Origin of the sequence: Bifidobacterium cebidarum (assembly GCF_009193305.1) — a bacterium.
In the GTDB taxonomy this organism is placed as follows: domain Bacteria; phylum Actinomycetota; class Actinomycetes; order Actinomycetales; family Bifidobacteriaceae; genus Bifidobacterium; species Bifidobacterium cebidarum.
The window spans coordinates 23,358-45,802 of sequence record NZ_WBVS01000008.1; the positions used below are offsets into that span (position 1 = coordinate 23,358).

A 22,445-nucleotide genomic window follows, 5' to 3' on the forward strand; every position below is an offset into this window, starting at 1 on the left:
TCCCGGTTGGCGGGAGGTGGCGCAGTGCGCCGGAATGGCATAACGAATTTTTTTGAAGTAAAGGTTAATTACGACTGTAGCGGGTCAGGGGTATTACTCCACCTGACCCGCTACTGTCGGCGTTGCTCAGTGCTGATCTACGATTTCAACATCCTGGGCGATATCCGCTACGACCGGCACGATCATCGGCTTGCGATGCAGCTGACGGGCAACCCAGCCACCCAGCGTGCGGCGCATGATCTGCTGCAGCTTGTAGGTGTCGCGAGTGCCCTGCATCATCGCGTCGTTGAGCTGTTCGACGATCTGGTAGCGAACCTTGTCGAATTCGCTTTCATCCTCCGCCACGGCGTTCAGATAGATCTTCGGGCCGGTGACCACTTCACGGTTGTCGGTATCCACCACCACGAATGCGGAGACGAAGCCTTCGGTGCCCAGGATGCGGCGCTTCTCCAGTTCGTCGTCGGTCAGTTCGCCGACGGAATCACCATCGACGTATACATAACCGCACGGCACGGAGCCCACGACCGCGGCCTTGCCGTGGTAGAGGTCCACCACATCGCCGTCTTCCGCGAGCACCACGTTCTGCGGGTCGACGCCGGTCTTGACGGCAATCAGGCCGTTGGCCACCAGGTGACGGTTCTCACCGTGGATAGGCATGGCGCACTTGGGCTTGACGATGTTGTACATGTACAGCAGCTCGCCCTCGTTGCAGTGGCCGGAGACGTGCACGGCTGCGTTATCGCGGTTGACCACCTTGGCGCCAAGCTGCACGAGTTTGTTGATCACCTTATATACACCGTGCTCGTTGCCCGGGATCAGGGAGCTGGCGAGAATCACCGTATCAAACTCGTTGATGTGAATGTCACGATGGTTGCCATCGGCGATGCGGCCGAGAGCGGCCATAGGTTCGCCTTGGGAACCGGTGCACATGTAGACGAGTTTGTCGTCCTGAATGTCGTTGGCCTGCTTCAGATCCACGACGGTGCCTTCAGGAATGTGCAGGTAGCCGAGATCGGCGGCGATGGACATGTTGCGCACCATCGAACGACCGACGAACACCACCTTGCGGCCGTACTTATGGGCGGCATCCACCACCTGCTGCACACGGTGCACGTGGGAGGAGAAGCTGGCTACGATGATCTTGCGGGTCGCCTGCGCGAATGCCTGATCGAGAGCCGGGCCAATGGAGGTTTCAGGCTTCACGAAGCCAGGAACCTCAGCGTTGGTGGAATCCATCATCAGCAGGTCCACGCCCTTTTCGCCGATCTTGCCGAATTCCACCAAATCGGTGATCTTGTGATCGAGCGGCAGCTGATCAAGCTTGATGTCACCGGTATCGATCAGGGAGCCTGCCGGGGTCTTGACGTAAACGGCCAGAGCATCCGGAATGGAGTGGGTCACCGTGACGAACTCAAGTTCGAATGGACCTACCTTGAGCTTCTCACGGCCGGCAACCTCCACCTTGGTGGGGTTCTGATGGTGTTCCTTGCACTTGGCATCCACAAACGCGAGGGTCAGCTTGGAGCCGATCAGCGGAATGTCCGGACGCAGCTTCAGCAGGTAGGGCACTCCACCGATATGGTCTTCATGACCGTGGGTCAGTACCAGTGCATCAACCTTGTCGAGACGATCCTTGATGTAGCTGAAGTCCGGCAGGATCAGGTCGACGCCCGGCTGCTCCTCCTCCGGGAAGAGCACGCCGCAGTCGATGAGCAACAGGTGACCGTTGTATTCGATCACGTTCATGTTGCGGCCGATTTCACCAAGGCCACCAAGCGGCGTGATGCGCATGGAGCCCTTACGGTACTTCGGTGGGGCAATCAGCACCGCATCCTGCTGAGGCGCAGTAGGCGCCTGATTGATCTTGCGGGACTGGTTGTTACGGCTGGTCTGGCTCTTGCCGCCCTTGCGACCTGAGCCACGGCGACGCGAATTGCTGTTCTTTGTTGTCTTCTTTTGTTCTTGTGCCATATCTTTTGGATTTTTCTGTTGTTTGTGCTTTCGCTCTGTCATGCGGAAGCGGCGGGCTGGCAACCCGTATACAGCAGCTGCTTACAGCAGTCCAGCGGCGCGCATGCCCTCTTCTGCCTTATCAAGCTGAGCGGCATCCGGGCCGATGTTCGGCAGGCGCATGGTGGTGGAAGGGATGTATCCCTTGACCTTGAGCGCAGCCTTGGCCATAACGGCCTGGTAGCCATCGCCATTGAGCGCGTGGACGAGAGGTGCGAGCTGATTGGCAAGACGACGGGCTGTGGTGATATCGCCACGATCGAATGCCTGGACAAGCTGCTGCATGGGGTTGGAGGCGACGTGGGCAATCACTGAAATGATGCCAACGGCACCGATGGAGAGGAACGGCAGGAACAGACCATCATCGCCGGAATACCAGGCGAGACCAGTGCGCTGCTGCTTCTCCACTGCGGCTGCAAGATCGCCGGTGGCGTCCTTGACGGCCTTGACGTGTTCAAGTTCGGCCAGACGGTCATAGGTTTCAATCTTGACCTTCAGACCAGTACGGCCGGGGACATCGTAAACGATGATCGGCTTTTCCGCGGATTCGTCGACGGCCTTGTAGTGGCCGACGATACCATCCTGGGAGGGGCGGGAATAATACGGCATGACCACCAGCACTGCATCTGCGCCGGCTTCCTGAGTCTGCTCGACCATACGCACGGTATGTGCGGTGTCATTGGAACCAGCTCCGGAAATCACCGGCACATCGACTGCTTCCTTGACGGCCTTGACCAGCTCGACCTTTTCTTCCATGTGGGTCACAGGCGATTCACCGGTGGTGCCATTGACCACCAGACCGTCCGCCCCATCGGCCACGAGGTGCTTGGCGAGCTCGACCGCAGCGTCGAAATCAACGCTGCCATCTGCCTTCATAGGGGTAACCATTGCCGGCAGGATTCGGCCGAAAGGCGCAGGGTCAAGAAGATGCATGTCATGCTCGCTCATAGTGTTCACCGTACTTCCCATTGTGGACTCCTATGCAATGATGCTTGCACGTGCGAGGAGTCCGTTGTTGTGATGATTGTGATTCGTTTGTATGTCTGGGTTTCGCCTGTGGTACAGGAGTTCACAGGTCGAGGAAATGATCGAGGCCAACGGTCAGGCCGGCAGGAGCGTCGCCGGCGAGCTTACGCACGGCAAGCAGCACGCCCGGCATGAAACTGGTGCGATCAAAGCTATCGGCACGAATGGTCAGCTGCTCTCCGGCATTGCCAAACAGCACTTCTTCATGGGCGTTCAGGCCACGTAGACGTACGGCATGTACATGGATGCCGTCGATCACCTGGCCACGGGAACCGCCATCGGTTTCGGTGGCGTCCGGCACAGGAGCCATACCTGCGGCCTTACGCGCTTCGGCGATGCCTCGGGCGGTGTGGATGGCGGTGCCTGATGGCGCATCCACCTTGGTTGGGTGATGCAATTCGATGACCTCGACGGATTCGAAGTACTGAGCGGCCTTGGTGGCAAAGTAGTCGGCCAGCACTGCGGAGATGGCGAAGTTCGGCGCGATGAATACCTTCTGGGTTTCCGGCCTCGGGCCTTGGGCGATGGCTTCCTTGACCTGAGCGAGCTTCTCGTCGGTCCAGCCAGTGGTGCCGACCACCACGTCAACGCCTTGACCGATCAGCGTGAGCACATTGTTGAGGCTCACGCTCGGCACGGTGAACTCCACCACCACATCGGTGTTGTCGGGAGTAATCTGAGTCAGGTCATCACCGGCATCCAATGCCAGCGACAGTTCGGTATCCGACGCATTGTTCACCGCAGCGACCACATGCGAACCCATACGGCCCTTGGCGCCGACTACTGAAACCTTGATCATGCTGTTCCCCTATATATCGTTGTGTTGTACGTTGTACGCCTCTGAATCGGCAATCAGCCTATCACCAGCAGTAATGGAAACCGATGAAATGTCCACGGAATGGGGCTGCCGATGCAGCGCGGAAACAGCGGGAACAGCAAAATCAGGTCCGTCTCTTGGCCAGCCACCACCCGCACAAAGCGAGGGGCACTGCAGCCAAAGTGAAGAGGAACGGCAGCATCATGCCAACATGGGGCCCTGCTGAATCCAGGGCGACTCCAGCTGCCGAGGATCCGATCGACGTGCCTACGGTACCGGCTGTCGTCACCCAGCTGAGGCCTTCCGTCAACGATTCGGCCGGCACAAGATCTTTGACGATCAGGTTGCCGGTCGCGAACAACGGGGAAACAGTCAGGCCCGTCAGAATCTCGATGATGCCCAGCAGGATGAGGTTATCCATGGTGATACGGAAGAACACATATCCCACAGTGAGCAGCACGAGGAACATCACCATATGGCCCCAATGCGAGCCTTTGAGCTGGCGTGATCCGAATACTAGGGCGCCCACACATGAGCCGACGGCGAACATGGCCAACTGAACGCCCAGGAAAGGTTCCAATCCCATGGCTTTCATCGTCGCGGTGATAGAGACATCGAACGAGGTGAAGCTCATATTGAATACGATGAATACCGCCAGCAGCGGCAACACGCCCGCATAGAGCAGTACGCTTTTAGGCTTGGGGGCTTGCGCTTTCAACTGACGTAGCGTGAGCCGATCCGCGACCGATGCATCCGATGGGTCATTCATAGGCGCAGCGGACGCGTTGATTCGCTCGGTATGTTCAGACGCGGGAACAGCGATGGGCTCCACGATGATGTTCGGTTGCGTGGATTTGAGCGAGAAGAATATGGTGCCGCCGATGCCGCAGGCCAGTGTAGGTACGAAAAGCTGCGATACCGGATGCACCGAGGTGGCGAGCCATGCAGCCATGATTGGCCCTAGAATGAACACGATTTCGTCGATGGCCGCTTCCATGGCGTAGGCGGTATTGAGCAACTGATCACCGTCTTGCGCCCCGCGCAATGCATATGCCCAACGTGTTCTGACCAATGCGCCGAACGAAAACTGCGTAAGGCCCATGATGATGGCCAGTACGAACAGCACCGCTATTGGCACGCGAATCAGAGCCGCGCAGGCGAACGACAGCATGGCGACGATCTGCACCGCGAGCGCGATACGCCCGACACGTGCCTGGCCGAATCGGTCGAATGCCCTGGCGTAGAACGGTGTGACACACGACATGGCAAGTACGTATACAGCACTCATCGTGCCGGCCACGGTCCAATTGTCATACAGGTGGTTCAGCGCCAGCACGATACCAAGACTCATCATGGAGATCGGCAAACGGGCCACGGCACCGGATACACAGAACGCTTTCGCTCCCGGCAATGCGAAAAGCCGCTTGTAGGGCGATGGAGTGGGACACGACTTGATGGCAACGCGAGTCGTAGACAATGCACTTACTCCTTACTGGTGGGTTCGTCCGGCACGTGCGCCCGCCCACACGCGCCTTCCGAGGGTAGCGGTCCTCGAGCAACGTCACGCGGTGCGTTTCTCCCGCGGACATGATGGCATTCAGCGCAATAATCACGCTGGTTTATCGCCTTAAGGAGCCCCAGCACTCGGCGGCGCCTTCACCATGTCATAGGCATTACAACCTAGTCGTTGTCAGATTGTTCGGGGATCCCGGAGCTCAACTCGGTAAGGATTTCCTGTTTGGTTTTGGTATGAGCCTGAAGCTCACGCAAGCTTTCATCAGGCTCACTGACATAGTAGAGGGTAGCGTCGATACTCTCCAACTCCACATCCTCCACTACGGCAAGTAGCAGTCGATACATGTCGAGCTGAGCCAGCTTACGCTCGATGTCCGCGGCCTTGACTGGTCGCCTACCGGTTTTCCAATCAACGACGGTGAACCGCTTGGAGGTATCGTTGGCGTCCAGACCTCCGGCAAAGACCGCATCAAGCTTGCCATTGACGAGGCCGATACCGGGCACGTCAACCACAATCGACCGCTCGGCCCACACCGGCGTGCGCTTGGCCCAAGCGGATTGGATCAGGCGTTCGGCCCACACCGGTATGTTGCCATCCGCGGGAACAGGAACGCCTCTGTACTGATCGGCGTTCCAATCCATGCATGGATTGGGGCACTGGCCTGTATATTGGTCCGATTCGATGAGCAGTTCCCGACGCAACTGCTCGGTCGGATTGCCGGCGTTCATGAATCGTTCCGCCCAATCATGGAAACGAGTACCCTCCTGCGCCGCAGGAGAGGAGATACGTGGCACCGGACGAATCACAGAACGCCAATAGTCATGCTCTTGGCGTTCGCTCATGCCGCCAACACGAGCTTGCAGACTGGTGACGTTCTGCCGGCCTGCGGCGAGGATACGCCGTGCTTTGTCTTTCACCGTCTCGTCAAGCGATTCCTTGTTCTCGCCGCCGCTCATCAAATCGGCGTCATCAGCCAGCAATTGTGCACGCCGAGAAAGGGGCCCGCATATCAGCTGCGCAGTCCCACCACTGGAAGCTACTACTTGCTTGGCTTCGTCGATGGCCTGGAGCACGGAAGGGAGACCCTGATTCAACCGCTGTTGTATGCCCGAACTCAGATGCGCCGGCCAATATAAGCCATCGATTTCGGATACCCGCTCCAGCGGCGTACACCAAGCATCAGCAATCACGGCTTTGCCATATTCACCTGCCGCGTCTCCCACAAAGAATCCTTGAGGCGGCGCAATAGGTTCACCTTCCTGAGTGGTAAACACCACCTCGCCCGATAGTTGAGCCACGCATTGCTCCGCGCTTACCGCGTGCGAATGAGCATGCAAGGCATCATGGACTTCCAGCCAAAAGTTGGAGGGCGAGGACTTCTTCGCCCCTTTCTTCACCGTAGAGGGGTCCCTGCTGGATGCATTGGTGTACATGCAGTAGGTCATTAACGCGTCGTTACGCGCCCTGGTCAATGCCACGTAAGCCAGTCGGCGTTCGTCGGCATGCAATCTGCGGCCATATTCCTCCATCTGCGTCAAATACCAACCGCTGCGGTCTGCGTCTTCAACGCCGTCCCCCCAATCACGGATGGAACCGAATGCCTCATCGTCGATGAGTTCCACACCTTCCAAGGTTTGCAGCGTGGCGACGGGGTCGGCGTTCACATCAGCATCATGCGGGAAACGCGGCAGTATGGCGGCATCAGCCCGCATCGGCACTGGTACCGCCACCGGATCAGTGAGCCAGGAATGCGCTGTCTCATGATATTCCGGGGCTTTCCATTGTCCTTGCTCCACGCCTCCTTCATGACCTTCCTCGAGCGTTATGGACAGATGCTCCCCTTGATTGCTGGGGAATCCGCCTTGCGTCATGCCGACGACCGCTACGGCGTCCCATTCCAAACCTTTGGATTGGTGCACGGTCATGAGTTCCACATCCACCGGAGCATCCGGCAGGTTGGCTGCTTCATCTTTCACGTTGCTCAGATAATCGACCCATGTAATGAAGCCTCGCAATGTCGGTGTCTGGTCGATATCGAGTTCCTGGGTATACGTATCGACCAAATCCACGATGGCATGCATTGGCATTCGAGCAACCGTAGGATTGAGACTCCCTTCTCCGCGCACAGTATGAGCCACTACAGCATCGATATCAAGATCCAATGCCTCAATTGCCGCACGAATCACTTCCCCCAACGGACGCCCAACGGCATGCTGCACCCGTCGCACCGCTTGCATGGCTTGTGCGATGCCGCGCCGCCCATGCTCACTGAGCTTGTGCTCATATGAGGAAATGTCCTCCTGGGACAACAGGTCCGAAACGAACACCATATTGGCCACTTGGTCACGGTGCTCGCGCACCACCGCCGCTCGTTGTGCAGCAGGAGTGTCGGCAGGCACCAATCCAGCTTCCGCCAATGCCCTAAAGCGTTGTTGCGTATTGAGTTCTTCGGCAATCGACGCCAGAGCGGTCAAATCGGCTGAGGACAGGTTGAATCGCGGCGTGGCCAACAATCGCATCAAAGACTTGGTATCGGTACGGTCGGATGCCACATGCAGCAACGCCATGATATCGCGAACTTCGGGGCGTTCCAGCAATGCGGAATATCCCACGACAAATGTAGTGAGCCCTGCTCGTTCCAGCGCCTCCTGATAGAGGGGCATGCGTGGTTTGCCGCGAAATAGCACCGCTACATGGGCCGAATCTGAATCACGCTTGCGGTATTTTTCGACCGCATGCCTGCAGAACCGCACCACAGCATCGATTTCCTGACCAATCGTCGCATATCCGAGAACCCCGAGGGTACCTTCCGGAGCGTTATCCAATGCACGTAATGGGGCAACACCGACTTCGCGCATCAACGAGCTTGAGGGACGTGCCGGGAGGGAGCGCAACGGCAGGGTCAAATCGTTGGCGGCTTCAAGCACGATTCGGCTGTTACGCCGCGTGACGGATAGAGGGAACGGCTTGGAATCCTGCGGCATATGGAAGTCATGCTGAAACATGCGAAACGCGCCCGGACTGGCACCGCGCCAGGCGTAAATGGATTGGAATGGGTCGCCCACGGCATTGACCGCACACCGGTGAGTGTTATCCGGATGGAACAACGCCGCAATCAACGCCGCCTGTGTAGTTGACGTGTCCTGATATTCGTCCAGCAGCACATGGCTGTATCGGCGACGTGTTTGCTCACCTATGGAGGGGAATCGTTCAATAAGTTGATAAGCCGCAATGGTGAAATCGGAGAATTCCGCCATATTGCGTTCTCGCTTGGCTTTGGCATATGCCCGCACCAGCTGAAGCAGCACCTCACGTTTGCGTGTTGCCGCGAGCAATTCGCCGCATCGGTAAACACATAATGAGTGCATTTCCGCAGCTCGAGTGTCCAGCTTGGCTTGCCATCTGGCATCAGTATCTTTTTTTGCCTTACTGATTTTATGGACTTTAGGCTCGGTATCAGAAATCGATTCCCCCGCAAGATTCTTATTCAACACGTCGATGAAAGCTGTATCCCATCGACTTACCCGATCCATGGCTTCTTCGAAATCCGTGCACCCAGCACCGATCATGGCACTACCTATCGCGGATGATAGATCGATGACCTGCTGGGCTACCTTGGCGAGCGCGCCGAAATCTTCGCCAGACATCAACTCCATGTGCCGGTCAATGACTTCGATGGCAAGCTGCAGGGCGCTGGCCTCGCTTAATGGCTGAGTATTCTGATCGAATCCCACGAGCAAACCGTATTGTCTCACCAGCGTTTGGAAGAACGCATCATAGGTGAATATCGACGGCTTCAAAAATGCGCGATCCCACGATGAGGCAATGTTCACATCGGCGATCTCTATTGATGCGTTGGGCGTATCAAACGCATTGTGACCGTTGTGGGTGTTCTGGGAGTTCTCGGCATTCTGGCCGCTCTTATTCCCCTGGATCCTTTGCCCACCCGCAGCGCTCACTGCAGCCGACACTCGTTCGAGCAGTTCCCCGGCGGCTTTGCGCGTAAAGGTAAGGCCAAGAATACGTTCAGGAGCAACGCCTCCTCGGATCAAGGCGATGATGCGTTGGGTCATGGTGAAGGTCTTGCCGGAGCCTGCACCGGCGACCACGAGTACATCGTCATTGGCGGGCGCATTGATGATGGCCGACTGCTCGGGGCTTGGGGTAAACGCACTCATGCTTGCCTCGTTTCAAATACGGTGTCCACCTGGCCTGCGCAGGCCGGGCAAACGTTCTTCATGCGGCAATGTTCAATATGCGCACTCTGCGGATGTGCATCCAGCTTTGTCGACCGGCTCGCCGCCGCAGCATAGAACACACGCGAAATCATGGTGAGCGACCACATGGCTTGTGTACTGGCCAGGCTCAGAAACTGCTGCCACGTTCCCTCGCTCACACCGAGGGGTCGTTGCTCTGCTGACGGCGTAGGCACGTCACGGAATTTATCCAACGACGGGAAGCCGGTCCGTTGAGCAAACGGTTCCGCGTTCAGGCTTCCACCCGTGAATAACGGAGGTTGGAATGTTCCTTCCGGTGCGCGGCTTTGTGCAGGAGCGGCGTTATGCCCCACATGGAACAGAGCGCTTTGCCCTATTCTCGGCGCTTCACGCAACGCAGCCGCACCACGCGGACCATGTTCCGGAAACACCAACCCCAACTGATAGCACACCAGCTGAAGATCATTGAATACTTGCTTGCCAACCGGCAACGCACCGGTCTTATAGTCAATCAGACGAATATTGCCGGCACCGTCAGCAAGCACGCGTCTTTCCACCCGGTCCATACGGCCGGAAAGTCGCACCACCAGGTCCTCGCTCATGCCTTCCGGCCAGCCGCCTACCAATATTCCCATGAGCTCCAGCAACGTGTGTCGGTCGATGCAATCCATGCCTGGGACGGCATTGTAGGCAGCAAGAATGTCGTTCAAATCGAATCGAGCCGTGAATTGCAACTCGCAAGCGACGTCCTGCAATGTGCCGATATTGAATTTACCGAAGTTCTGCCCCAGATATGACTCCTCCGTAGACAGCACAAAGTAACTGGCGATATTATGCAGCATATCCTTGGCGGCATCATCTTTGCGTACTGCCCAGTACCGTTCTCGGATGTCGGCCACCATGGTCGGATCAGGTCGTTTTTCCTCATATATGGCCATGAGTCTGTCGGCTACCGCCTGAATACGTTGTTCCTTACCGGCGGCGGCATCCAATCCCAATGCGGCAAGTGCATGGGCATCAGTATCAAGCCGATCCAGATGTTCTTCGCTACCCTGCTGCGCCACAGCGTGAATCAGCGTGCCGAATCCCGCGTTCACCGATCCTGGCTGAGGCCCGGCGAATTGATGTTCCAGTAGCCAACACACCGGGCAGGCCCATAATCCGTCCACCGCCGACGGAGAAAGCGTAATAATAGGCTGCTCGTCAGGTTTCTTCCGCGGCGTTTCGCTGCCCTGCTGGTCAAATGTTTGGCCATCACACTGGGCGAAGTACCAATGCATTGGATTCGCTGCATCAATCCCATGAGCAGCGAGTATGCCTAAAGCGGCCGCCGCATCTCGTTCCCGACGGGGAAAGTCATGCGTTTCCGCGAGCGCGACGCGCGCGGCAGCTACGAGATCGCGCGGGTTGCCGTCCAGCCCAGCAAACAGTTCATCAGCAGTCTCGTTGGCATGTTCGTCATCGCCCACATGATCGGCATGATCAGCACAGGAACCCACTGCAGTGAATACCACTTCCTTACTATCTCTTGGATACCGTTCCGGAAGGTATCCGAACAGGAAGTCCGAGGGACTGGTGTCATCACTCCACACGGCACTGACGAATACCTGCTCGGATGCTCTGGTCAACGAGACGAGGAAGCTTTTCTTCTCGCTGGATAGCACCGATATGAATCGTGGATCGTGACCCTGAGCGTCAGTACCGGCCCGAGTGCCGCGCAGCACGAGTTCCGCAAGCTCTTCTCCGCCAAACATGGTGTTACGGCTAGCGAGATTCGGCCACACATCCTGTTCGACTGCAGGAATCCACACATATGGCCAATGCCGACCTGCTGCGCCCGCCGGCGTGGCAAGACTCACCGCGTCTTCGACCGGGCCGACGCGCGCCAGGGAATCCGCCTGCACCTGCATATTGCACACTTGGGCTATGAACCCTGTGATATTGGCGCTGACTGCGGAGTTTTCGGCGAATTGGAACAATCGCATGGCTGCGTCCAACCGGTCATTCGCCGACCGTCCATCCGGCGTATTCGTCAAGGCCGTCTTCTGCCATGACGATGCCACACCTGCTGCATGCCATGCAATGGACAAGACATTGATAGGCACATCCCGCTGATCTTCCGGAAGAGCACGCAATTGCGCACTGACGCGATCGACCAGATTCCACAGATTCATGAATGCCTGTGCCTGGGGATCATTGCCTAATACCGCGTTTACCGCAGCGAGCACTTGTTGTGTCGGAACAGATTCATCATCCAAAGCAAGCATGACGTACAACGCATCGACGCCAAACGCAAGATCGGAATGCGCAGCACTGTCCATAATGGTGTCATCAATGATAATGGGCGGTTTGATATGTTCCACATCCGAGTCCGTTGCCAGGACAGTCGCGCGGAGGGCTTCTACACTGCCGCTGAGCGTATGCCAACCATTCACCAATGCGGCGAGCGAACCTTCCTCACCGACCACTGATGCCAATGATTCCAAGGCGTCCATAGCCGATTCGATTGGCGAAAGGCGCGCGCTTCTTCCTTGCCCCGGCTTTTTTCCGGTGGTAATGAGCGGACCATGCATCAGGGTGTTGACCCGTGCACGGGTAAAAGCAGCTATCTGAGCCAGGGTCATGGCGCAGTGTCGCACACCATCCGCCCGAAGACGAGCAAGCTCGACAAGGGCGAATAATCCCTGGACGAACGGCTCATCCTTAAGAGGTCTTGTGACCGAGGAGTACCGAACCGGCACGCCATCGCGCCGCAGACGTTCTCCGAACACGCGCACGGTGGCATTATCATGCGCGATGACCGCCATATCGTTCCAACGAATATGACGGTCAAGGTGCGTGCGCTTGATACGCCACACCACATCATCCAGTTCTTCACGCGAGGAGCGATACAGCCCCGTCAACAGCGAATGATCATCCGACATATCCCTTGCACCAGCGGTTAACGCCTCAGTCAGCTTGCCGGGGCGCTTGGCAAGGGGCAGCTGCTCCTCTTCCTCCGATGGAATGGACAACGATACCCGCGATGCCACCACGTGTGCATAATTCGGTTCCGATACCGACCCGCCATGTGCGCTTGGGGATTGTAGAGGAACCACGACGGCATGCAATTGCCCTGAACAAGCACGGCGCATAAGATATTCGGGGTATGACCCGCGAAATGTCTGCACCGCTTCATCCGGATTGCCGACCAATACGATGGCCGCGCCGGACTGATGCAGCTCTTCCAGGAATCTCAGACCGGCCAGGGTTATGTCCTGCACGTCATCCACCACTACGAGCCGTGGAATAGCTGAATGCCACAAACCGGAATCCGTCTGAGCACTAGGCCGGCAAGATTCGCCGCTATCCCCTCCAGCGGACTGACGGATTCGAATGTCTCGCACCTCACGCGCGCCAGCCACCAGTAAATATGACGCATCCAGGCGATATTGCTGCGGAAATGCTTCCGATTGGGCATGGATGTATTCCGCGCGCAATGCAAATGCCAGCTTCCATTGCACTAACAGACGCGCATCCATTTGGACAGCATGCAGCAACTCCGGCTCGTCATGCCGGCTGACACCAAGCTCATCCAGGCGGGCAAGCATATCTCTCAATTGGCTGATGAATGCATCTGAAATACCGCGTGCCATGATTTCTGCGCTGGTGGAACCGCCAACCACGGTCTCGCTGGAATCCATAATCAGTGACGCCCACTGGGATTGCGCAAAATACTCGCGCAATAGCAGGCATGTCCGGCATTCATCACCGGCAATGGCATGAGTCATATGCACGGCCATGACACGTCTGAGCAGTGCATCCTGTTCAGCACCATTCAGCAAACGTGGCTCGACCATTCCCAATTCGGCACGCGATGCCGCGATCACACGAAATGCCACAGCGCCCAATGTGGTGACCGGCCTTGCCTGACTTGAAGATCCCAGCTCGCGTATTACGCGATTGCCCAACTGATCCGCGGCAACGCGGCCCGATACGGTCATTACCGCTTGACTGTCGCCGTATCGACGAAGCCCTTCGAGCAGCACAGCCATTGCATACTCCGTTTTCCCTGAACCGGGCACACCGACTACCAGCCTCGACGCGCCATCGCGTTCGATGCCGTCCAGCAGCAATGAAAGGTTCCTGTTCTCGTTCATGGTTCAAGACTAAGCCCCAAATTCTAAGAGGGAAAAATTTTACCGCGTCTCAATACAGCCTTTATGCTGGCAGTATCCTGAACCACAGGGGTGGCATTGATGATTCAATCAAGGGGGAGATCATGTCCGTTACCATTGCACCGCCGCAATTGCCGGGCTATGATTTCGTGCAGCAATTGGGCTCTGGCGCAGCTGCCACGGTCTTCCTCTATAACCAACGCATGCCGCAACGACCGGTTGCGGTAAAAGTCAGCAATACCGCGCTCAATCCGCAGGCTGCCGCCTCCTTCAACCGTGAAGCGAATTTCATGGCGAAGCTCTCAGCGAATCCTTATATTTTGCCGGTTTACGATGCCGGCATTACCTCGGACGGCCGCGGATTCATGGTGGTTGCATATGCCCCGGGCGGATCATACGACAATGCGATGAAGGCACAGTCCTTAACCTGCGAGCAGGTACTGGATCTCGGCATCAAACTCGCAGGAGCTCTGTATACCGCACATCGCAACAACATCATTCATCACGACATCAAGCCCAGCAATATCCTTATTACCGCTCAGGGGCTACCTGTCTTAAGCGACTTCGGCATATCCTCTGATGCGTATGACCGGAGCGCCACCGGGTTTTCATTACCTTGGGCCCCTCCCGAGGTTCTCGAACACCACGCCAATGGAGCAGAAACAGCAGACGTGTATTCGTTGGCGGCCACACTCTATGCACTGCTAGCAGGCAGTTCTCCATATCAGCATGGCTATCATCCACTCACGCAATCAGAATTGGCGGATCTAATCGTCAATCACCCGCTTCCCCACATCGGCAGGCCCGATGTACCCGCAAACGTGGAATCCGTGCTGAGCAAGGCCTTGGCCAAAGACCCCGATCAACGGTATTACTCCGCATTGGAATTTGCACGGGCCATGCAACGGGCACAATCAGCCGATTACGGTCATATCACTCCAGTAGTTGCCGATGGGGTTCCCGCTTACCCAAAGGACTCGCCACGTCGGAGTGGCACCATCGCAAAAGCTCCGCGGCCGACGAATAACGCACGCCACTGGCTTCAACCTTTGCTGATGGTCGTATCCGCCATGGCGGTCATCGCCGCCGTGTGTCTGGTGTTCATTATCGTGATTTTCCCCAGAATGGACACTTCACCGACTTCCGGCATCTCTCAGGTAGATATTTCCAAAAGCGGTGAATCAAAACACAGCAAAACGAGCCCGAACGACGATACCGTCACCGACACTTCGAACGGCCAAGTGCCATCGCCGGAAAATCTATCCGGCCAATATTCAACGGATGGCGCATCGGTTACCTTCACATGGACGAATCCCGATCCGCGCGATGGCGACTCCTATGCATGGTCGTTGATCCAGTCGGATGCCGCTGACCAAAGCACCCAAACCAGCACCACCGAACGGACATCCGTCGCCGTTAGCCCTCAGGAAGGTTCTCAAACCTGCATTCAGGTATCGCTCGTGCGAGCCAATCGGCAAATGTCCGCCAATCCCGCCATCTCATGTGCCACAAAACCATGAGTCCGGTCTAGACTGACGTGAAGAACAGGGAAGTTCGGTGAAAATCCAATGGCAAACTCATCACACGCACATAATCGGCACAGATGCAACGCCTTCGCACGCCGTTTGCTGCCATTAGAACGCCGTAGCCGGCTGATGCCGATACTGGCGCTTCTTGCACTATTGGCGTTGCTCGCCGGAGCAGTGATTATCAGTTCAGTCACCAAGCAGCACGTGCAATTGGACGACGGCACCGTATGGGTCACATCACTCAACCATCAGAAAGCAGCACGATTCAACGTCAAGAATCAGGAAGCCGACGCTGGCATCGCTTCGGCAGCACCACAATTCGATATTGCACAGCACAACGGCAATACGATATTGACCGAACCCGGCCAAGCCACTTCAATCAAAGCCTCCACGGTCGGCACCGATGCACAAACCAATGTCAAAGCCAATACCACGGCACTCACTGGAGGCGACACCCTCGCATTCATCAACCAGAACACAGGAAACGTATGGACAGGCCGAGCCAATCAGCTCGATGCGCTATCGCCAACCACCACCGCGCCTCAGATGAAACTTGGTTCAGGTGGCCGTATCGCGGTAACCCATAACGGGGACAGTCTACGGGTATCGGCCATCCGATGGCATGATTCTCATGCTGCAGGATTCCGGTTCCTCCACCACGCAGGAACTAGGCTCCCTTTCCGACGGGCGACAACAAGCAGCAGATAGTTTTACCGTCATCGGCGATATACCAGTAATCACGTCAGGAAATACCGTGATGTCCATCAAGAGGAAGGTCACGGTCGACGCTGCTGGCACACTGACGCTCCAAGCCCCCTCGACAGACGGCAGACAAGCCGGATGGGTGGTTGCGTCATCGCCGCGCGGCGTTGCAATAGTTCAGTTGAAGTCCAACGGCAAAACACAATTCTTCGTCACAGGAGGCAAGGGCGATCCAGCTCAACCAGTCTCCACCAATGGCTGCGTGTATGCAGCTTGGAGTCAGGAATCCCACAATTACATTCGCATATGCGGCGAGGACGCTTCGGCGGATGATTTTACGACCTTGGAATCGGTAAACGCCACCTCGCAATTGGTGTTCCGCACCAACCATAGGCTGGTAGTGCTCAATGATGTGACCAATGGCAATGTATGGAACCCCAACAGCAACACCAAGGTCATCAAAATCCAATGGAACACCATACAGACCGAACGAAACGAGCAGCAACAGGACAACAGCGACTCGGCGAACAATCAGCATGACTTTTCAAAAACCTGTTCCGCAAAGTCAGGGCAAATCCAAGCCGAGGACGATCAGATAGGCGCGCGGGCCGGATCCGAACAGATTCTTGACGTGCTACGCAACGATGAACAGACCGACTGTTCCGTGTTGACCATCACCAAGGTCAGCGCCGTTAATGGCGCCAATATCACGGTGGCCCCAATCTATGACGGCCGATACCTGCAGATGGATGCATCGACGGCATCAGCGGGCACTGCGACGTTCTCCTATGACATTTCGGATGGGCGCGGGCAAACCTCCACCGCCACGGTAACCGTAACGTTGACCGAGCAGAGCAATCATGCGCCCGTACAGTCGGATATCCCGCCTGAATACAACGTCGAGCAAGGCGCCAGCTACACAGCCAATGTGCTTGGCAGTTTCACCGATCCGGACGGTGACCCATTGACGCTCGTTTCCGCCGCGGCGCAAAACACCGATCAGGTCCAGGTCTCCACACGGGCGGACGGTCAGCTCACGTTCAATACCGGTTCCCAAACTTCAGGACGAGTCAGCGTGCAGGTCATCGTATCGGATGGTGAAGCGACCGGCACCGGTGTGCTTTATTTTTCGGTGAAGCCGGCCAATACCCTGGCGGCGACTATCGATCCAGTCGCCAAAACCACAACACCGGCTACGGACACCATCATCGATCTTGCGCCCTATGTTCATGGCACTTCCATGCAGCCGGCGCAGCTCAGCCAAGTCGATACGCCAAACGGCGTGGTTATCACAACGAACGCGACAGATATGTCGATATCGTTCAAAGCCACAAAACCAGGCACCTATTATGTGCCATACACCATCACCCAGGGCACCATTCCCGCAACCGGCCTGGCCCGGGTCGAAGTGCAGCCGGTCACCGGCGAATCCGCCAAACCGATAGCCGCCAACGATGTCGCTCTTCTGGGAGCGGATAACACGGCGATTGTGGAGCCTCTGACCAATGACGTCGATCCAATGGGCGGTATCCTGTCCGTAACCACCGTAAGCACCGCGGCTGATTCCGGCATCAAAGTTGGTCTGGTGAGCCACAAACGCGTGTATATCACCGCACGCCAAATTCCAACAAGTCCAACACCAATCAGCTACACCGTGGCCAATGCCGCAGGCACATCCACCGGAACCATAGTGCTACAGCCACCGGCACTGACCGCTGCCAATTCAGCCCCCAAAGCGAGCAACGTCAACGCCCAAGTGCGCACAGGCGGCATCGCATCCGTGGATGTGCTGGACCATGTGGATTATTCCGATGGCACCACGGTGCGACTGAAAGACAACCTGCAATACGACAAGAGCACATTCAAAGGACTGATATTCGTCTCTGCGGATACAGTACGCTATCAGGCTTCGCAAGAAGTGGGTGTCTTCCCTATCACATACACGGTGGAAGACAACCTCGGCAATGTGGCGTCCGCCACCATCACCATCACCGTCCATGCAAGCAATGCGGCGAGCAAAGCCCCACCTACCCCGCATAACACGGAAGCTCAGGTCGCCGCAGGGCAAAAGGTCCGTATTCCCATCACGTTAACAGGCATTGATACGGATGGCGATGACGATCAGCTGCTCGGTCTCGGCAATAGGGCGCCTTTACTGGGACGTATCGTCGAAGTGGGAGCGGACTATCTCATCTATGAGGCTTACCCGGATTCCTCCGGTACGGATACATTCTCCTATGCAGTGGAGGATTGGACAGGCCAGCGAGCCCAGGCACAGATACGTGTCGGCGTTTTCCAAGGCGCATCCGATTCCGGCGTATACGCGCGCGATGACACCATCACATTACGACCAAACACAGTGGCCACTGTGCCGGTAACACAAAACGATATTTCCGGGGACAACACCGATCTCACAGTCGGCGAACATGTTGAGGTTCAAGGCATCGATGGCGTCAGCGTAAAAGACAACATGATCGCGTTCACCACTCCCCCAAAAGCCACCACCGCGTACATCGCCTACACCGTTCAGGACAGGGCCGGGCTTTCCGACACCGCCACGCTCAGCGTGAATGTGGATCCCAATGCCCCAATCGAACCTCCTACGGCATACGACTATCGAGTGCCTTCGGCCGCCACCATCGACAAGCAGTCCGTAGACGTTGATGTATCCCCATGGATCGCCAATCCTTCCGGCACAACCGACGAACTCAGCGTAGCCGTGCACCCCTCCGCCGCTGATCATGCGCGAGTCAAAGGCGGAAAGCATTCGACCATCATTACCGTGGATCTCACCGCGCAGGCACGAGCCGTGCCCTATACCGTGACGAACACGACGTACCACAGCACGTCCACGGCGTTCATCCAAGTGCCAGCCTATGGCGTGTTCCCTCCAACACTGCGTCCCAAGACACCTGAGCTCAAGGTCAACGCCCGTGAAACCATTCAGATCAATATCAATGATTATGTTCGTGTCGGTGCGGGAAAGGAGCCCTATATCGAAAGCGCTGGCTCAGTGAGCGCCACCAAAGCATCGAACTCAGACCTTTACGTGAACAGCACCACGCTGAAGTTCACAGCAGATAAGGATTACGCCGGACCGGCATCAATCACCTTTACCGCGGTGGACGGCAAGCCTGAATCGTTCAAAACCAAAATCATCAATTCCGCGGTCATCACACTCCAAATCACGATTGTCGGACGAGATGTGCCACCTCCCACATTCTCCTCGCCCACCATCGACATAGAGGCGGGTGCTGAAGCCAAGACCATTGATGTAACGGCGCTGACCCACTCCCCCAACGGCTTGTATGACGATGAGAAGCATTACTCCTATTCCGGTGGGGATTCCTCCGGTCCTATCGCCTCGAGCCTGTCATCCGCCGGCCTCCTGAAGGTGTCGGCACGAGTCGATGCGGCACCGGGCACCACCGCGTCCATACCCATAGCAATCAAATACAGCAAAGGCACCGTGAATGCGGGTATAACCGTGCGCGTGACGGTATCCACGCGTCCGCTCGCGCGCATCGGCAACCAATCGGTTACCGTCAAAGCCGGTTCCACTGCAACGGTGAATATGCTAGCCGACGCATACAATCCATTCCCTGAATCGGCCTTAAATGTTACCAATTGCCGCACCGATGATGCATCCAAACTATCCGTTACCAGTTGCGCATCATCAGGCATCATCGTCATAGCCGCCGCCTCTGATATCGGCGCGTCCTCCAACACGGTGTTGGTAAATGTATCGGACGGCACAAAAGCCAAAGAGCGTGAAGTCACCGGAAACCTTACCGTCTCCGTCATAGACAGGCCCGAGCCCCCACTGCTATCCCCGGTCGCCGGCGACCCGCAAGATGGCGCGGTGAATCTCAGTTGGACTCCAGGATCCGCCAATGGCAGCCCCATCACTGATTACAAAGTGCAGTGGACCGGTGCCGGAAGAGGGGAAAAGTCCTGTGGAGCGGTGACCGCATGTCAAATCACGGGACTTGCCAATGGTAAAAACTATTCCTTTACCGTAAGCGCCAAAAACGAGGTCGGATGGTCCAAAGCATCCAGCGCCGTCAACGCAACGCCGGATAACGCGCCTTCCGCTCCCACCAATGTTCAGGTGGAAGGAGGCAACAAGCAGGCAACAGTGACGTGGAATCCTCCTGAAGGAAATTTCAGCGCAGTCGATAATTACACCGTCACCATTGCTGGCGCTGGATCCACACAAAGCAAGGAAACAGGCGGAACAGACACGCAGGCCACCTTCGTATTCAATAACAACGACATTACCGATGGCACATCCGTGACGGCAACGGTAAAAGCACATAACAAGGCCAATTGGGGTCCGGAATCCGCCGCATCCAATCCGCAAATCATTTGGGGAGACCCTGATGCCCCTACTATGACGATGACCAATGACGACACCACGGTCACGATCATCGCGACGTCCAATGACAATCGCAATGCCGGATGCACGAGCATAGCCATTACCGGAGCGGTGAGCGACAACGTCGCATGCACGAACGGTACCACCACGTTCACGGTGCCGGAAAGCGCGCTCAATACGGATGAATTCACCGTAAAAGCCACAGTGCAACCGGAGCGTAACGCCACCCCGGAATCGGCACAGGCACAAATCAGGCCGACGTACAGCGTCAAAGCCCCTTCGAATGTCAGCACCTCTGGTAATGCGGGCCAATGTATCGTCCGCTGGTCCAAGCAAGGACGTGCACAATCATTCAAAGTAAACGCAAATGGCATCGGCACCACCACCGTACCCGGCGATGAGACATCGCACACATTCACCATGATTCCTTGGGCCACATGCAATAGAGCCTCGGTCACGCAGACGTTCAATGGAACGTCCAGTGCACCAGGGATAGGCAGCCCAGTCTCAGGACAACCATACGTGTATGAAGTGCCGGCGGACATCATCGCACCGAATGAACTGCGCTGGTCAGACAACGAGCACGTTATCAATGTCACCGGCGGATCGATCAACACCTATGGCAAGGATGCGACCATTCAGATCATCATCAACGACAGGCCGTTCACCTGGATTCCCGGACAATCATTGGATGTTACCGGATTGCCGAGCGCCGAGTCCTATACCTGGAGCGTCAAAGTAACCGGCAATAGCGGCTTGCAAGCCCTCGACAGCACAGCGCAAGGCGGTACTGTCCAGGGAGCGCGATCCTCCACACAATCAGCGGCTCCGATGTCGTTCAGATCATCGACCAATGTCGACACGCTCACCGAACATCCTTGGATACTCGGTCTGGCCAATACACCGCAATGAACGCAAACGAAGCGACACAACAGCAATCCACCTCAGTTGTTATGAATCACACCATAGGAGCACATATGAGCGAGCACATCGATGACGCAACGCAGCTGTCCGACGCCACCCAATTGTCAGACAGCACCCTTCTGTCGCATCTGCCTCATGGACCACTCGACCATGCCAGCGAAGCCATATCCCCCACAGCCTCCGCAACGACCAACGCCGGCTTCATACCGCAAGCCTCACCACAGATAGAAGAGTTCCAACAAGCCTTCAGCAACCTGGTGCGTAATATCTCGCAAGTGGTCATCGGCAAATCGGTTCCCATCAAGCAATGCGTCACCGCGTTGATGGTCGGCGGGCATGTGCTGCTCGAAGACAATCCGGGTACCGGCAAGACGCAGCTGGCCCGAGGCCTGGCAAATTCCATCGCCGCCAGTTTCAAACGCATTCAGTTCACTCCGGATCTGCTGCCTTCCGATGTGGTGGGAGTCACGTATTACGACCAGAAGCGCGGTGAATTCGAATTCCGCGATGGCCCGATATTCGCATCCATCGTCCTGGCCGATGAAATCAACCGAGCCTCGCCAAAAACACAGTCCGCGCTGCTGGAAGTCATGGAGGAGCAGAAGGTTACGGTGGATGGCCAGACACATGATGTACCCCAACCGTTCATCGTGATCGCGACCCAGAATCCCATCGAGCAGCTTGGCACCTACGCGTTGCCTGAAGCGTAGATGGACCGATTCCTCATAAAAACCTCTATCGGCTACCCGAGCCACGACGCGTCAGTGGACATTCTCAAACAGGTGGATATCACCGATCGTGCACAGACCGTTTCTCCCGTGCTGTCGGGCAATGATGTGCTCCGCTTGCGCCAAACCGCCGCCATCGTATATGTGGATGACTCAATCCGCGAATACATTGTGCGCATCATCGAAGCAACACGGCATAACGAACGGATCACCGTAGGCGCTTCGATGCGTGGAGCACTGGCGCTCACCCGTTGCGCCAGAATTTGGGCGGCCGCGGATGGTCGAGCCTATGTGATCCCGGACGATGTCAAGGATCTTGCCGTAGCGGTTCTTGCCCATCGCATCATGCTCACCCCTGAGGCCACATTCGACGGTACCACCGCCGAACACCTTATCGAACAAATCCTCGAAGACGTTCCCACGCCCACCATGGGAGCCTGA

At 56.7% G+C, this 22,445-nt stretch carries 7 protein-coding genes and 2 pseudogenes; 3 read left to right on the forward strand and 6 right to left on the reverse strand.

Translation table 11 applies throughout. The features are described 5' to 3' along the window. Positions 1 to 126: 126 nt before the first annotated feature. From F7D08_RS07835 to F7D08_RS07860, 6 genes are all read right to left on the reverse strand, one after another. Positions 127 to 1,971 (reverse strand): ribonuclease J, encoded by a 1,845-nt coding sequence (locus F7D08_RS07835; RefSeq protein ID WP_152210091.1) that lies wholly within the window; start codon positions 1,969 to 1,971, stop codon positions 127 to 129. Between the two features lie 81 nt (positions 1,972 to 2,052). Beyond that, positions 2,053 to 2,958, reverse strand: a complete 906-nt coding sequence (dapA, locus tag F7D08_RS07840; RefSeq protein ID WP_152210092.1) for a 4-hydroxy-tetrahydrodipicolinate synthase — start codon at positions 2,956 to 2,958, stop codon at positions 2,053 to 2,055. A 121-nt stretch (positions 2,959 to 3,079) separates the two neighbouring features. Then, positions 3,080 to 3,835: a 4-hydroxy-tetrahydrodipicolinate reductase gene (gene dapB, locus F7D08_RS07845; RefSeq protein WP_152210093.1), complete on the reverse strand. Its 756-nt coding sequence runs from the start codon at positions 3,833 to 3,835 to the stop codon at positions 3,080 to 3,082. A 142-nt stretch (positions 3,836 to 3,977) separates the two neighbouring features. Continuing rightward, positions 3,978 to 5,330: an MFS transporter gene (locus F7D08_RS07850; protein ID WP_152210094.1), complete on the reverse strand. Its 1,353-nt coding sequence runs from the start codon at positions 5,328 to 5,330 to the stop codon at positions 3,978 to 3,980. A gap of 203 nt (positions 5,331 to 5,533) precedes the next feature. After that, positions 5,534 to 9,547 (reverse strand): ATP-dependent DNA helicase, encoded by a 4,014-nt coding sequence (locus F7D08_RS07855; RefSeq protein ID WP_152210095.1) that lies wholly within the window; start codon positions 9,545 to 9,547, stop codon positions 5,534 to 5,536. Beyond that, entirely contained in the window at positions 9,544 to 13,725 is a 4,182-nt protein-coding gene (locus tag F7D08_RS07860; protein WP_152210096.1) for a PD-(D/E)XK nuclease family protein, read from the reverse strand. The genes F7D08_RS07855 and F7D08_RS07860 overlap by 4 nt, the downstream gene beginning before the upstream one ends. 122 nt (positions 13,726 to 13,847) lie before the next feature. On the opposite strand from F7D08_RS07860, the gene F7D08_RS07865 reads away from it, so the two are divergent. From F7D08_RS07865 to F7D08_RS09975, 3 genes and pseudogenes are all read left to right on the forward strand, one after another. Further along, complete coding sequence (locus F7D08_RS07865) at positions 13,848 to 15,263, forward strand: serine/threonine-protein kinase (RefSeq protein WP_404979665.1); 1,416 nt, start codon at positions 13,848 to 13,850, stop codon at positions 15,261 to 15,263. A gap of 48 nt (positions 15,264 to 15,311) precedes the next feature. Then, a pseudogene (locus F7D08_RS07870) lies at positions 15,312 to 21,264 on the forward strand (Ig-like domain-containing protein). Between the two features lie 65 nt (positions 21,265 to 21,329). Further along, positions 21,330 to 22,445 (forward strand): annotated as a pseudogene (locus tag F7D08_RS09975) (AAA family ATPase).

Bases quoted from the DNA above. Each gene is read 5' to 3' on its own strand.
- F7D08_RS07835 (WP_152210091.1), bottom strand. From the start codon at position 1,971: ATGGCACAAGAACAAAAGAAGACAACAAAGAACAGCAATTCGCGTCGC.
- dapA (WP_152210092.1), bottom strand. From the start codon at position 2,958: ATGAGCGAGCATGACATGCATCTTCTTGACCCTGCGCCTTTCGGCCGA.
- dapB (WP_152210093.1), bottom strand. From the start codon at position 3,835: ATGATCAAGGTTTCAGTAGTCGGCGCCAAGGGCCGTATGGGTTCGCAT.
- F7D08_RS07855 (WP_152210095.1), bottom strand. From the start codon at position 9,547: ATGAGTGCGTTTACCCCAAGCCCCGAGCAGTCGGCCATCATCAATGCG.
- F7D08_RS07860 (WP_152210096.1), bottom strand. From the start codon at position 13,725: ATGAACGAGAACAGGAACCTTTCATTGCTGCTGGACGGCATCGAACGC.
- F7D08_RS07865 (WP_404979665.1), top strand. From the start codon at position 13,848: ATGTCCGTTACCATTGCACCGCCGCAATTGCCGGGCTATGATTTCGTG.